This window comes from Alcaligenes sp. AB3, from assembly GCF_031844565.1.
Lineage (GTDB): Bacteria > Pseudomonadota > Gammaproteobacteria > Burkholderiales > Burkholderiaceae_B > Alcaligenes > Alcaligenes faecalis.
Window position 1 is genome coordinate 469,553 of sequence record NZ_JAUZVM010000002.1, and the last position, 13,629, is coordinate 483,181.

At 58.1% G+C, this 13,629-nt stretch carries 10 protein-coding genes; 5 read left to right on the forward strand and 5 right to left on the reverse strand.

Annotated features, from left to right (window positions below):
• Position 1 precedes the first annotated feature (1 nt).
• The gene (locus Q9R35_RS07235) at positions 2 to 484 is read right to left on the reverse strand and encodes a DciA family protein (protein ID WP_042483463.1); all 483 of its coding nucleotides are present in this window, start codon (positions 482 to 484) and stop codon (positions 2 to 4) included.
• Between the two features lie 18 nt (positions 485 to 502).
• Here Q9R35_RS07235 and Q9R35_RS07240 point away from each other — a divergent pair, with 18 nt between their 5' ends.
• From Q9R35_RS07240 to Q9R35_RS07250, 3 genes are all read left to right on the forward strand, one after another.
• Entirely contained in the window at positions 503 to 1,435 is a 933-nt protein-coding gene (locus Q9R35_RS07240) for a M23 family metallopeptidase (RefSeq protein ID WP_042483466.1), read from the forward strand.
• A gap of 119 nt (positions 1,436 to 1,554) precedes the next feature.
• On the forward strand, positions 1,555 to 4,281 hold the full coding sequence (secA, locus tag Q9R35_RS07245; protein WP_311219591.1) for a preprotein translocase subunit SecA: 2,727 nt from the start codon (positions 1,555 to 1,557) through the stop codon (positions 4,279 to 4,281).
• Positions 4,282 to 4,497: 216 nt separating this feature from the next.
• Entirely contained in the window at positions 4,498 to 5,391 is an 894-nt protein-coding gene (locus tag Q9R35_RS07250) for an NAD(P)-binding domain-containing protein (RefSeq protein WP_311219592.1), read from the forward strand.
• 111 nt (positions 5,392 to 5,502) lie between these two features.
• Here Q9R35_RS07250 and mgtE read toward each other — a convergent pair whose 3' ends face one another.
• From mgtE to Q9R35_RS07265, 3 genes are all read right to left on the reverse strand, one after another.
• Positions 5,503 to 6,984, reverse strand: a complete 1,482-nt coding sequence (gene mgtE, locus Q9R35_RS07255) for a magnesium transporter (RefSeq protein ID WP_042483470.1) — start codon at positions 6,982 to 6,984, stop codon at positions 5,503 to 5,505.
• 21 nt (positions 6,985 to 7,005) lie between these two features.
• Positions 7,006 to 7,350 carry an acyl-CoA thioesterase gene (locus Q9R35_RS07260; protein WP_003803527.1) on the reverse strand — a complete coding sequence of 115 codons (345 nt, stop codon included), beginning with the start codon at positions 7,348 to 7,350 and terminating at the stop codon, positions 7,006 to 7,008.
• A 185-nt stretch (positions 7,351 to 7,535) separates the two neighbouring features.
• Entirely contained in the window at positions 7,536 to 8,735 is a 1,200-nt protein-coding gene (locus Q9R35_RS07265; RefSeq protein ID WP_063688516.1) for a M20 aminoacylase family protein, read from the reverse strand.
• Positions 8,736 to 8,815: 80 nt separating this feature from the next.
• Between Q9R35_RS07265 and Q9R35_RS07270 the strand changes: the two genes are divergently transcribed.
• The gene (locus Q9R35_RS07270; protein WP_063688514.1) at positions 8,816 to 10,513 is read left to right on the forward strand and encodes an AMP-binding protein; all 1,698 of its coding nucleotides are present in this window, start codon (positions 8,816 to 8,818) and stop codon (positions 10,511 to 10,513) included.
• A gap of 159 nt (positions 10,514 to 10,672) precedes the next feature.
• Here Q9R35_RS07270 and Q9R35_RS07275 read toward each other — a convergent pair whose 3' ends face one another.
• Complete coding sequence (locus Q9R35_RS07275; protein ID WP_086068990.1) at positions 10,673 to 11,536, reverse strand: inositol monophosphatase family protein; 864 nt, start codon at positions 11,534 to 11,536, stop codon at positions 10,673 to 10,675.
• 133 nt (positions 11,537 to 11,669) lie between these two features.
• On the opposite strand from Q9R35_RS07275, the gene mnmC reads away from it, so the two are divergent.
• The gene (gene mnmC, locus Q9R35_RS07280; protein WP_311219593.1) at positions 11,670 to 13,535 is read left to right on the forward strand and encodes an FAD-dependent 5-carboxymethylaminomethyl-2-thiouridine(34) oxidoreductase MnmC; all 1,866 of its coding nucleotides are present in this window, start codon (positions 11,670 to 11,672) and stop codon (positions 13,533 to 13,535) included.
• The last annotated feature ends 94 nt before the right edge of the window (positions 13,536 to 13,629 follow it).

A 13,629-nucleotide genomic window follows, 5' to 3' on the forward strand; every position in this document is an offset into this window, starting at 1 on the left:
TTTAGCCGCGATGATGACGCAACAAGCGTTCGATGGCTTGCGCCAAGGGACCTTGCGGCAATGAGTCATGCAGCTTTTCGAATGATTCCAAGGCCCGTTCGTCCAGGACTTGTACCTGGCGTGCGGGCTTTTCTGTCACGCTTGCAAACAAATGGGCTTGCACGTGCACCAGCGCCTCGCTAATGTTCCAGCCAGCGGCATTCATCTGCCGTGTGACAGTGGGCAAAAGCTGGCGCAGCTTGGCCGCATGCGCCGCGCTGGGAACTGCCAGCGTCAATTGCTGTCTGTCTATACGGGCTACTTTACAAGCCTTGCCCAAAGCAGGTGGCAAGGCTTTGCTTACATGGGTCTGAGCCGCCATCAGCTGCCGGGCCATTTCCAGTACCTGGGAACCTTGCTGGTCGCTGGCCAGCCAACCCAAAGCGTGGCTTTGCCCGCTACTGCGTTTTGGCGCGGATGAGGAAAAAGGAGGCTTCCAGGACATGTTCGAGGTTATACGAGAGTGGATCAACATAAAGACTATACGTCCTTAGATGCCAAAGCCAAAGGGGTCCGCCGTACGGTGATCGCCCTGGTGGCCTTGGTGTCGCTGGGCGTTTCCGCAGCGGCGGGAGCTCTGGTGCAGTCGCACTGGGGTGAACGCAGCGGTGTGTCGCTGGATGCGGATATGGCTCAAAGCCAGGCCGCCGCCATGCAGGACAACGTTACCCGCCTGGCTGAGAAAGTCGGCGGTTTGCAGGCCAAGCTGATCGAGATGGATGGTGTCAGCAAGCGTGTGGCCAAGGCTGCCGGGATCGAGTATACCGATCCGGAGCTGGCCGGTGCCATGCCCGTGCAGGATCTGGCCGTCATGGACAGCATGGATGGCGCTGACCTGGTCTGGAACGCCGACCGTTTGGGCGAGCAGCTGGATAATCTGGCCAAACAGATGTCCGAGCAGCAGGACTGGTTCCAGATGCTGGATACGGTGCTGACCGAGCGCACCGGCAACGAAGCCCGCTTGCCCAATTACCGTCCGGTGGATTATGACGAGGTAGCTTCCTCCTTTGGCTGGCGTCGTCATCCGATTTCGGGTCGCCACGCCCTGCACGAGGGGCTGGATTTCCCGGCTCCCAAGGGCACGCCTATTTATGCGGCCTCTGGCGGGGTCGTGTCCGAAGCCCGCTATATGACAGGCTACGGCAAGCTGGTGGAAATCAATCACGGCAATGGCATGAGCACGCGATACGCCCATGCGTCATCAATCGTTGTTAAATTAGGCGACGTAGTAGAAAAAGGGCAGTTGATCGCCCGTGTTGGATCTACTGGCCAGTCCACAGGCTCACACCTGCACTTTGAAGTGCGTATGGCCGGACATGCCCTGGATCCCAAGCTTTTTCTGCCGGCGCGTGAGTACGTAGAGCAGCAAGTCGCGCAATTGGATTCGGACAAGTAGTTCCGTCTTGCAGCATGTGCGTTAAACTGATTGTTTGCTTGCGCATCCCTTTTAACCAGAGATAGGCTCGAGGCACAGATTCAAGCCCTTGCGGCCTCGCCTACATTGACGACACAAGAATGGTTTCATTGCTGAAAAAGCTTATTGGCAGTCGTAACGACCGACTGCTCAAACAGTACCGTAAGCAGGTCGCCCAGATTAATGCTCTAGAGCCTACTATTCAGGGCCTGAGCGATGAGGCCTTGGCAGCCAAGACGCAGGAGCTGCGCCAACGTGTTCAGGATGGCGCCTCGCTTAACTCGCTCTTGCCCGAGGCGTTTGCCGTCGTGCGCGAAGCGGGTATCCGTGTGTTTGGCATGCGCCACTTTGACGTGCAGATGCTCGGTGCCATTGCTTTGCACAATGGCAAGATTTCCGAAATGCGTACGGGTGAGGGCAAGACCCTGACCGCAACCCTGGCCGTGTACCTGAATGCACTGTCCGGCAAGGGCGTGCACGTGGTGACCGTCAACGATTACCTGGCACGACGCGATGCGAACTGGATGGGTCGTCTGTACAACTTCCTGGGTCTGAGCGTGGGCGTCGTAGTTCCCCAGCAAGACAATGCCGAGAAGATTGCTGCCTACCAGGCCGACATTACCTACGGTACCAATAACGAATTTGGTTTTGACTACCTGCGCGACAATATGGAATACCGCGCCGAGGATCGCCGCCAGCGCGGTTTGTCCTACGCGATTGTCGACGAAGTTGACTCCATCCTGATTGACGAAGCCCGTACACCGCTGATCATCTCCGGCCAGGCCGAAGACAATACCGAGCTGTACGTGCGCATGAACGTGGTCCCGCCCATGCTGACCCGCATGACGCAAGAGCCTCGTCCCCACGAGCCCGAGCCCGAAGGCGACTTCTGGGTCGATGAAAAGGGCCAGCAGGTTCATATTTCCGAAGCCGGTCACGAACGTGCCGAGCAGATCCTGACCGAAATCGGTCTGCTGCCCGAAGGCGAGTCGCTGTACGAGCCACGTCACATTTCCCTGATGCATCACCTGATGGTCGCTCTGCGCGCCCACAACCTGTTCTTCCGCGATCAGCAATACGTGGTTCAGGACGGTGAAGTGGTGATCGTGGACGAGTTCACGGGCCGTTTGATGGCCGGTCGCCGCTGGTCCGATGGCTTGCATCAGGCCGTGGAAGCCAAGGAAGGCGTTCGCATCCAGAACGAAAACCAGACCCTGGCGTCGATTACCTTCCAGAACTACTTCCGTATGTATGACAAGCTGGCTGGCATGACCGGTACAGCAGATACGGAAGCCTACGAATTTCAGGAAATCTACAGCCTTGAAACCGTCATCATTCCACCGAATCGTCCGCTGGCCCGCAAGGACCAGAACGACCAGGTCTTTAAAACCGATGACGAGAAGTTCAACGCCATTCTGAAAGACATCCAGGACTGCCACGAACGTGGTCAGCCTGTTCTGGTGGGTACCACCAGCATTGAAAACTCCGAGCTGATCTCCACACGCCTGAACGCCGCGGGTGTCAAGCACGAGGTGCTGAACGCCAAGCAACACGCCCGTGAAGCCGATATCGTGGCTGAAGCTGGTATGCCGGGTCATGTCACCATCGCTACCAATATGGCCGGTCGTGGTACCGATATTGTGTTGGGTGGCAGCATCGAGCGTCCGATTGCTCAGGTTCGTGAAGACGAGTCCCTGAGCGCCGAACAGAAAGAAGCCAAGATCCAGGCTATCCGCGCCGCGTGGGAGCCTTTGAACCAGCAGGTCAAACAGGCGGGTGGTTTGCGCATTATTGGTACCGAGCGTCACGAGTCCCGCCGTATCGACAACCAGTTGCGTGGTCGTGCCGGTCGTCAGGGTGACCCAGGTTCCTCGCGCTTCTACCTGTCGCTGGAAGATTCGCTGATGCGCATCTTCGCCGGTGACCGGGTGCGCGCCATCATGGAGCGTCTGCGTTTGCCAGAAGGAGAGCCTATCGAAGCCCGTATGGTGACTCGTTCCATCGAGTCGGCCCAGCGCAAGGTCGAGGCCCGCAACTTCGATATTCGTAAACAGCTGCTGCAGTATGACGACGTGGCCAACGATCAGCGCAAGGTGATCTACGCCCAGCGTAACGAAGTGCTGGAGTCCGCTGATATTACCGACACCATCAGCAGCCTGCGTGAAGCGGCTGTCAGCCGTCTGTTCCGTGAATACGTGCCGCAAGACACGATGGAAGAGCAATGGGATATCCCTGGCCTGACTACTGCTTTGCAAAGCACCTTCCAGATTGAGCTGCCTTTGGCTGAAATGCTGGAGAAAGAATCCAATCTGACTGACGATGATTTGCATGATCGCGTTATCGATGAGTCCCAGCGTCTGCTGCAAGCCAAGATTGATATGGTAGGCCAGCCTAACTGGGGCAACTTCGAGCGTTCGGTGCTCTTGCAGTCCATTGATACGCAATGGCGTGGCCATTTGCAGGCTCTGGATCACCTGCGTCAGGGTATTCATCTGCGTGGTTACGCCCAGAAAGACCCCAAACAGGAATACAAGCGCGAAGCTTTCGAGCTGTTCTCCGACATGCTGGACCGTGTGCGTGATGAAGTGGTCAAAGTGCTGATGACCGTGCGCATTCAGACACCGGAGCAGGTTGAGGAAGCGGCTGTTGAAGCACCCGCCAACTCCAATGTTCGTTTCCATCATTCGGATTACGACGCTGCCCTGAGCGGTGAAGATCCCGGTCTGGATGAAGCAGCCAAGGGTGAAGTGCCACGCGTGGGTCGTAACGATCCTTGCCCATGCGGCAGCGGCAAGAAATACAAGCAGTGCCACGGACGCTTGAGCTGATTTTGACTCAAGCCGCCCAGCCTGCTGGCTGTTAGCAGCAAGCCCCATGCGCCTCTCTGGCCCATGGGGTTTTTTCTTGGATTCCCATTTTGTTGCTGCGGACTGATTTCGGAATGGGCATATTGCGGTCATGCGGGGTTATTTTTCCCTGTAAGCTACAAGGCGCAGCCTGGTGTTACCGGTTGCGGCTTATCGTTTTCTCTGTGTATTTCCTCTATGACAACATCTCCTTTATTGCATCGAGTTGCCCTGATCGGGGCGGGCGAAGTCGCGCGTTTTTATGGTGCCGCCTTGAAGTCGGCGGGTGTGCAGGTGCCGTTTATCCTGGTGCGCCGGGAAAGTGCCCCAGCCAGTGAGCTGGCTCAGCAATTGGGGGCGCAGCTGTGTTCGCAGGCGGATGCGCGCTGGCAGGATCTGGACGGGGTGTTGTCGGCTGTCACGGGGACACAGGCAGAGGTAGTGGCCAAGGCCGTCATGCCGCATTTGTCCTCCGGAACACTGTACATGGACTTGTGTACGGCTGAGCCTCAGGACATGGAAAGCATGGACGCCCTGGCGCAACAGCATGGAATCGAGCTGGCTGATCTGGCGATTATGGGTTCTGTGCCCTCTACAGGCGCTCAGACGGCCTTATTGGCAGCAGGACAAGGGGCAGGCAGGGCAGCGGCCTTCTGGCAGGCTCAGGGCGCTCCTGTGCGGATTCTGCCAGGGAAGGCCGGGGATGCGATGCGCTTGAAGCTGCTACGCAGCCTGATGACCAAGGGGCTGGAGGCATTGGGGATTGAAAACCTGATGCTGGCTGAACGTATGGGTTTGCGGGCCGAGCTGTATGAAGTACTGGAGGATTTGAATCAGCGGGGTTTGCAGGACTTCATGGAGTCCTGCTTGCGCAGCCATCTGGTGCATGGTGTGCGCCGCCGTGACGAGGTTTTGCAAGTACGTCGTCAGCTGGAGCTGGCAGGCATCGCACCAAGAGTGACCAATGGCGTGCTGAATTTCTTTGAGCACACAGCGCAGACCGAGTCTCTGCAAAGAGCTCAGGCTGTGGGGACGCAGGAGAGTCTGGAGGTGTTTCTGGAAGAGGCCCGGCTGTCGTCCTCCCGGTCTTAGTTACCTGGAAGGATAGTTTGATGCTCGCATCAGATGCTTCGCGTCTGAGTTTGAGGCAGACATAAAAAAACCGGCCAGGAGCCGGTTTTTTTAATCATGCCCGCGAGCGATTTATAGCAGGAACACCGTCGCCAGTCCCAGGAACAGCAGGAAGCCCAGCGAGTCCGTCGCAAAGGTCAGCAGTACCGAGGAGCCCACAGCGGGGTCATTACCAAAGCGATCACGCAGAATCGGGATCATGACGCCCAGCGCCGCGCCAATCAGCATATTGCCGATCATGGCAGCCATCATCACGGCGGCAATGGCGATCGAGCCGGAGATGAACCAGGCAAAGAAAGCCGTCACCGCGCTGCCACAGATTCCGACCAGGAAGGTCACCAGCAGTTCACGCTTGATCAGCGGGATGACGTTGGAACCCGTGACCCGGCCAGTGGCAATGGCACGAATAATCATGGTCATGGTCTGGTTGCCGGAATTGCCGCCAATACCGGCCACAATCGACATCAGGAAAGCCAGGATCACGATGTGGCTGACGGTGTCCTCAAAGCGCGAGGCAATAAAGGAAGCCGTTGCTGCCGTACAGAGGTTGATCAGCAGCCAGGGGGCCCGGTTGCGGATAGCCGTACGGATGGGCGAGAAAATGTCGTCCTCTTGCAGACCGGCACGAGACAGGGCCTGTTCTTCCGAGTCCTCTTGCAGCACGTCCACCACTTCGTCAATGGTGACTCGGCCAATCAGGCGGCCAATATCGTCCACCACGGGAGCAGACACCAAGTCATAACGCTCAAAGGCCCCGGCTGCATCCGAGTCCGAATCCAGTGGGTTCAGTGTCAGATAGTCGGTGGACATGACGGAGGACACCAGGGTTTCAGGCTCACTGACCAGCATGCGGGTCAGCGACAGCGTGCCTTGCAGTTTGTCGGCACGATCCACCACAAAGATCTGGTCAGTGTGGTCGGGCAGCTCCTGCAAGCGACGCAGGTAACGCAAGACCACTTCCAGGGTCACGTCCTCGCGCACGCGCACCATGTCAAAGTCCATGATGGCACCCACTGTATCTTCGGGGTAGCCCATGGCTTCGATCAGTTGCGCACGCTCTTCGTCTGTCAGGCCGCGCTGGACGGCGGCCACCACATCGGGCGGCAGATCAGGCACCAGATCGGCAATTTCGTCGGCATCCATATTGCCGGCGGCGGCGATCAGGTCCGCAGCGTCCATGGAGCGAATCAGCGATTCACGTGCCCAGTCCGCTACCTCCAGCAGCACATCTGCATCGTGCTCGGCATCCACCAACTGCCAGATGGCCTGGCGTTCCAGCTCGGGCAAGGACTCCAGAATGAAGGCAATGTCAGCTGGGTGCAGATCGTTCAGGATGGACTTGATCTCGCTCTCATGCTGGCGATGGATCAAGCCCTCAAGCAGGTTGGAGCGGTCGTCGTCCTCGAACTGGCGCTGGGCCAGCGACTCCACCACTTCCTGGCGCTTGAGGATGTTTTTCAGGCGATACAGTGCCTGCTGCGCATCCTCGGGCTCCAGACGGCGCGGCTTGGGAGTGTCACTGGGCGAAGTAGGGGGTACCAGGTTTTCCTGCATAGGCCTGCCTGTCACGAATACTTAGAGAGGGGGCAGCGGGCGGCTGCGGCGCTCGTCATCGGTGGCCACATAGGTAAGCGTGGCTTCCGTTACCTTGACCGTTTCCAGTTGCAGGCGTTTGCGCTCGGCATACACCTCGACTGAAACCGTAATGGAGGTACGGCCTGTTTTAATGATTTCTGTGTAGAAACTGAGCAAATCACCTACAAACACGGGCTGCTTGAAGGTGAAGGCATTCACGGAAATGGTGGCAACCCGGCCTTGGGCGCGTCGTGTTGCAGGAATCGCTCCGGCAATGTCCACCTGGGACATGATCCAGCCACCAAACACGTCACCGTGAATATTGGCGTCTGTGGGCATGGGCATGACGCGCAGGGTGGGGGCTCCGTCCGGGAGCGAAGAGATGTTGCTTGAAGTAGTCACAAATACTCCCGTATTGGAAGAAAGGGTGGTGGGACAGATGCCCGTCGCGCGGAACGCACGCCGTCAACAATAGAACCTGCCATTGTAACGGCAAGCTTTGGCCCCGCTATGAAACATTTGTTAAAGCATCAACGGTGTTGTGCCAGCCAGTCCAGGGCCAACTTGGCCCAGTAGCTGGCTCCAATGGGGATCAGGGCGTCGTTGAAATCGTAGCTGCCGTTATGCAGCATGCACGGACCCATGCCGTGGCCCTGGCTGCGATGGTCGCCGTCGCCGTTGCCTAGCCAGACATAGCAGCCGGGGACTTCCTGCAGCATGAAGGAGAAATCTTCGGCACCCATGGAGGGGCGGATGTCCTGTCGCAGCTTGTCGGGGCCGACCAGCTCCCGGATGACTTGCGCGCAAAAGGCCGCTTGCTCGGGATTATTGATGGTGGGAGGGTAGCGGCGGTCAAAGTCGAACTCGGCCTTGCAACCCTGGGCGGCACAGCTTTGCTCGCACAGTTCGCGCATGCGGGTCTCGACCAGATCCAGCGCTTCGGTGGAAAAGGTGCGTACCGTGCCGCGCATGACGGCTTCGTTGGGGATGACGTTGTCGGCCGAGCCGGCATGAATCTGGGTAATGCTCAGCACCACGGGCTCTAGCGGGTCCACATTGCGGCTGACAATGGTTTGCAGGCTTTGTGCCAGTTGTACCGCCGCCATGATGGGGTCCACGCCCAGATGGGGCATGCCACCGTGGGCACCTTTGCCTTCAATGCGAATTTCAAAGGTATTGCTGGAGGCCATCATGCCGCCTGGCAAGACGCCGAAGGTGCCAGCAGGCATGCCGGGCCAGTTATGCAGGCCAAAAACGGCTTGCATGGGGAACAGCGTGAACAAGCCGTCCTTGATCATTTCGCGTGCGCCGCCAAAGCCTTCTTCAGCAGGCTGGAAAATCAGATAGATGGTGCCCGCAAAATCACGGTGCTCGGACAGGTAGCGCGCTGCGCCCAGCAGCATGGCGGTATGTCCATCGTGTCCACAGGCATGCATCTTGCCGTCGTGACGGCTTTTGTGTTCGAACTCGTTCAGTTCCTGCATGGGCAGGGCATCCATATCGGCACGCAAGCCCACGGATGGCCCCTCGCCACCCGTACCTTTCAGGATACCGACAACACCCGTCACGCCCAGGCCACGATGCACCGGAATGCCCCATTTCTCCAGCCAGGACGCGACCTGATCGGCTGTCCGGGTTTCCTCGAAAGCCAGTTCGGGGTAGGTGTGGAGATCACGCCGGATGGCCGCAATTTCATGGGACCAGGCGGAAATGGGATCAAACAGCTTCATGATGCGGGCTTGTCCTTGGGCTTGAACAATAAAGTAGAGTAGAGTTAACCATAAATAAACACGTATTAGGTGACAAGCCCTTGGATACTCAGCAAAAACCTTGGCTCGAGCATTATCCGGCCTCCGTGCCCCATGACATTCAGTTAGGCGCCGAGCAGACCTTGATCGATTGTCTGGATGCCGCCATGAAAAAGCATAAGGACAGGACCGCGCTGACCTTTATGGGGCATGACATTTCCTATGAGCATCTGGATCGCAGCGCGGATGCCTTTGCGGCCTGGTTGCAAGCACAGGGCCTGGAGCGTGGCAGCCGTGTGATGCTGATGCTGCCCAATGGTTTGCCCTTCCTGATCTGCCTGCTGGGTACGATGCGAGCGGGCATGGTGGGCGTCAACACCAATCCTCAATACACCGAACGTGAGCTGGAGTTTCAACTGGCCGATAGCCAGGCCCAGCTTATTGTGATTCTGGAAACCTTTGCGCATGTGCTGCAGCAAGTTCCAGACAATGTGAAGCCTGCCCACGTGGTATTGAGTACCGTGGGCGACCTGATGGGCCTCAAGGGCAGTGTGGTGAATTTTGCCGTGCGTTTTTTGAAACGCATGGTGCCATCTTATTCCTTGCCGGGTTCGCAGCGTCTGGAGGCCGTGCTGGAGCAGGGCAGCAAATTGAGCCTGAGCCGTCAGCCCGCCAAACCGGATGATCTGGCGCTGTTGCAATACACGGGCGGCACAACGGGCCGTCCTAAAGGCGCCATGCTGAGTCAGCGCAATTTGATGGCAAACGTCTTGCAGGTGGAGGCCGTGGGCTTTCCCGCTTTGGGCGACTTTAAAGGCCCGGCTTACACCATGATGGTGGCCTTGCCGCTGTATCACATCTTTGCGCTGACGGTTTGCGGCCTGTTCGCCATGTATGCCGGCATGCATATGGTGCTGGTAATGAATCCGCGTGATCTGAATTCGGTGTACAAGGCCTGGAAACGCAATCCGCCCGAGGTCGTTCCCGCTGTGAATACCTTGTTCAATGCGTTGGCGAATCACGAGAAATTCCGTACCTTGCCGTTTGCGCAGCTCAAGCTGTGTCTGGCCGGTGGTGCCGCTTTGCAAAAAGCCGTGGCCGAGCGTTGGCTGGCTGTGACGGGCTGCCCTTTGATCGAGGGTTATGGTTTGTCAGAAACCTCGCCGGTGGTGGCGGTGAACTCGACGGACTCACGCGAATACAGCGGCACGATTGGCTTCCCCTTGCCGTCTACGGATGTGCTCTTGCTGGATGAGCAAGGCCAGCCAGTCGCTATGGGAGAACAGGGCGAGGTGGCAGTCAAAGGGCCACAGGTCATGTCGGCTTACTGGAACCAGCCAGAGGAAACCGCCAATGTCTTTACGCCCAATGGATTCTTGAAGACGGGTGATATTGGTGTCATGGATCAGCAGGGTCGGATTCGCCTGGTGGATCGCAAGAAGGACATGATTCTGGTGTCAGGCTTTAACGTCTATCCGAATGAAATTGAAGACGTGGTTGCGGCTCACCCTGATGTGCTGGAAGTAGCCGCGGTGGGCGTGCCTAGCGAACACAGCGGTGAAAGCATCAAGTTGTTTGTGGTGAAGCGTAATCCGTCCTTGACCGAAGCTGATATCAAGCAGTGGTGCAAGGAGCGTCTGACGGCGTACAAGCGTCCCCGTATTATTGAGTTCCGTGATGAACTGCCCAAGAGCAATGTGGGCAAGATCTTGCGCCGCGTCCTGCGGGATGAGAAAGCCAAGCCTGAAGCGCAGGCTTGATTTGGAGGTTTGGAGGAAGCGGCGATTATTCAGCAAATTGCTAAACCTTGCCTGCAACCTGCTCTGCATGAAAAAAGCGAGCCGTTTTAAATGGCTCGCTTTTTTATCGAGCGATGAAGATCGGAGCAGGAAGTTTGGCAACTGGCCCCGAATAAGGCGTTAAGGCTTGGGCTTGGTCGGACGCTGTGTCAGCGAAGGACGCACCATGCCCAGCAGCTCATTGGCAATGTGGGCATTGCCTGCGTAGACGTGACCACTGACGGGCCAGGGCTCTTCCTGATACAAGTCCTGGCACACGCCCTTGGCTTCACGCACCAGCAAAGTGCCAGCGGCAACGTCCCAAGGGGCCAGGCCCATTTCCCAGTAACCGTCGTAACGACCGCAAGCTACCCAGGCCAGATCCAGTGCGGCGGCACCCATGCGGCGCACGCCACGGCTGCCTGTAATGGCGGTGTTCAGGCTGGGCATGTACTGGTCGGAAAAAGAGAAGTCGCGGAAGGGAAAGCCTGTGGCCAGGACCGAATCCGCCAGTGTCTTCGCAGCAGATGTCTGAATACGGCTGCCATTCAACCAGGCGCCCACACCGTACATGGCTGTAAACAGCTCTTCGCGGTTGGGGTCGTAGACCACGGCAATGACCGGGGTGTCCTGGGTCAGTACGCCGTTATCCATTTGGGTACCGGCAGGAGCAATCAGGGCGACTGAGACGGCATAGTGCGGGATGCCGTGCAGGAAATTGGTAGTGCCATCCAGCGGGTCTATATACCAGGTGGGGCGGCCCGTATTCACGCCGCCGCTTTCCTCGGCCACGATATCAATGTCGGGGGTACGTTCCATCAGCACACTGATGCAGGCCTGCTCGGCTTCGTGATCGGCTTGCGAGACCAGATCGTTGTGCATTTTGTTGCTGATCACCAGAGAGCTACGGTCCGACGCATAGGCTTGTAAAATAGCGGCGGCGGCATGGGCTGCAGTAACAGCAGCGTCCAGGCAGGCGCTGAGCGGTAAACGTGACAATGGCATGGCAATCCGGTTTTAAAAAAGAAAAAATCTGGAACAGAGACTTTTCATTGTACGTGTTTGTTGGTGTCAGTTTGATTAAGGCCAGTTTAAGGGGTTAGACCGTGTGTGAGTGTTGTTATGGGCAGGAAAATTAATGGCTGCCTCTGCGTTTGAGCCCCTGGTCCCGGCCGTTCTGGAATTCAATGAGCACGGCGTGCCTGTCAGTGCGGTGTACCAGGATAGCTATCACCCGGCAGATGGCCCTTTGGGGCAGGCTCGCCGGGTGTTTCTGCAAGGCAATGGTCTGCCCGAGCGTTGGCGGGGGCGATCTCAATTCACGATTTGCGAAACCGGCTTTGGACTGGGAGCCAGTTTTCTGGCGACCTGGCAGGCCTGGCGTCAGGATACGGAACGCAGTCAGAGACTGCATTTTGTCTCGGTAGAAGCCCATCCTTTCCGTCAGGCGGATCTGGCGATTCTGTACGCTCGTTTGCCCGAGGAGTTGCAGCCCCAAGCCCAGGAGTTGCTGGCCGCCTGGCCCATGCTGGTGCCGGGCATACACAGACTGGAGCTGGACGAGGGGCGAGTCACGCTGACCTTGGCCTTCGGGCAAGCCGAAACCATGATGCGCGAACTGCAATGTCATGCAGACGCGTTTTACCTGGATGGCTTTGCTCCCCGTGGGAATCCTTCCATGTGGTCTCGTTCGGTCCTGGGGCAGCTGGTGCGTCCGGCCGCGCCGGGGGCGACAGCGGCTTCCTGGTGTTGTGCCGGGCAGGTGCGCCGTGATCTGGCCTCGGTAGGGTTTGAAGTGGAAAAAGTCCCCGGTGCCGGGGGCAAGTGGTGCACCATTCGCGCTCGCTTGCGCTCCCATCTGGGACGCCGTAGCAACCTGCCGCCGCAGCAAGGGCGGGTAGTGGTGATTGGTGCGGGTCTGGCGGGGGCGGCCTGTGCCTGGGAGTTGGCCCGTAAAGGCGTGCCTGTGCTGGTCTGTGACCCGGCGCTGAGCAAGGGCCTGGATGCCACGCATCAAGGTCACCGTCTGGCAGCCATCTCTCCTGTATTCGCTCTGGATGATGCTCCCTTGGCCCGCTTGAGCCGCAATGCGGTCCTGCATGCCTGGCGGGGCTGGAAAACCTTGCCGGAAACGGCCCGCCCGCGTCGGGTCGGGACGCTGGTGTTTGGTCAGGCAGGCAATAGTGATGCCGATATTCAGCAGGCGCTGGAGCGTTTGGCCTTGGACCAGGATTGGGTGCAGTGGTTGGATCGCGAGCAGGGTTCGGCCCTGGCTGGGGTGCCGCTGCAAGGTGGGGGCCTGTATTTTCCGCAAGGCATGGTGGTGGATCCGGGCGCATTGGTTGCCTGTCTGCTGAATCACCCTTTGGTTGAATGTCTGCCTGAGCACGTGTCCTTGACGGCCGGTCAGGAGCCGGGCGTGTGGGATGTCTGCAATCAGCGAGGAGAGCGCCTGGAAAGCAGCAATCGTGTGGTGATAGCCGCGGCAGCGCAAAGCCTGAGCCTGCTGCCCGACGAGCTCCTGGCTCAGCATCCCATGCCACGGCTGGCAGCGATGCAGCGCCTGGCCGGGCAGGTAACGTACTTGCCTGTCAAACAGGCTTTGACGCGTGGCGAAGTGACTTTAAGCGGCCAGGGATATATCCTGCCTGTTGACCCGCAGGGGCAAGTCATCGGTAGCACCTACGAGCGTTTTGGTGAATCTGCCCAGGTCAGTCGCCAGGGCCATCAGCAAAATATAGAAAAAGTTTCTGCCATGCTGGCCAATCCCGTTGGGAAGGTGGACACACCCGAACAGGGCTGGGCCGGTTGGCGTTGTGCCTTAAGTGATCATTTGCCCGTGATGGGTTTTGTGCCGGGTCAGCCCGGTTTGTTTATGGCTGCGGCTTACGGCTCACGTGGTTTGAGTTGGAGCCTGCTGGCAGCCAGCTTGTTCGCCGCTTATTGTCTGGAGGAGCCCATTCCTTTGGAGCGGCGTTTGGAGCAAGCCTTAATACCCCGCTAAGGCCTGTTTTTCGAATTATTTCGGCGAAATTTGAAGCAACATTTTCCTTTGTAGCGCAAATACGTCAAAATAGTGGCCTTGTTAAGTAATCTTG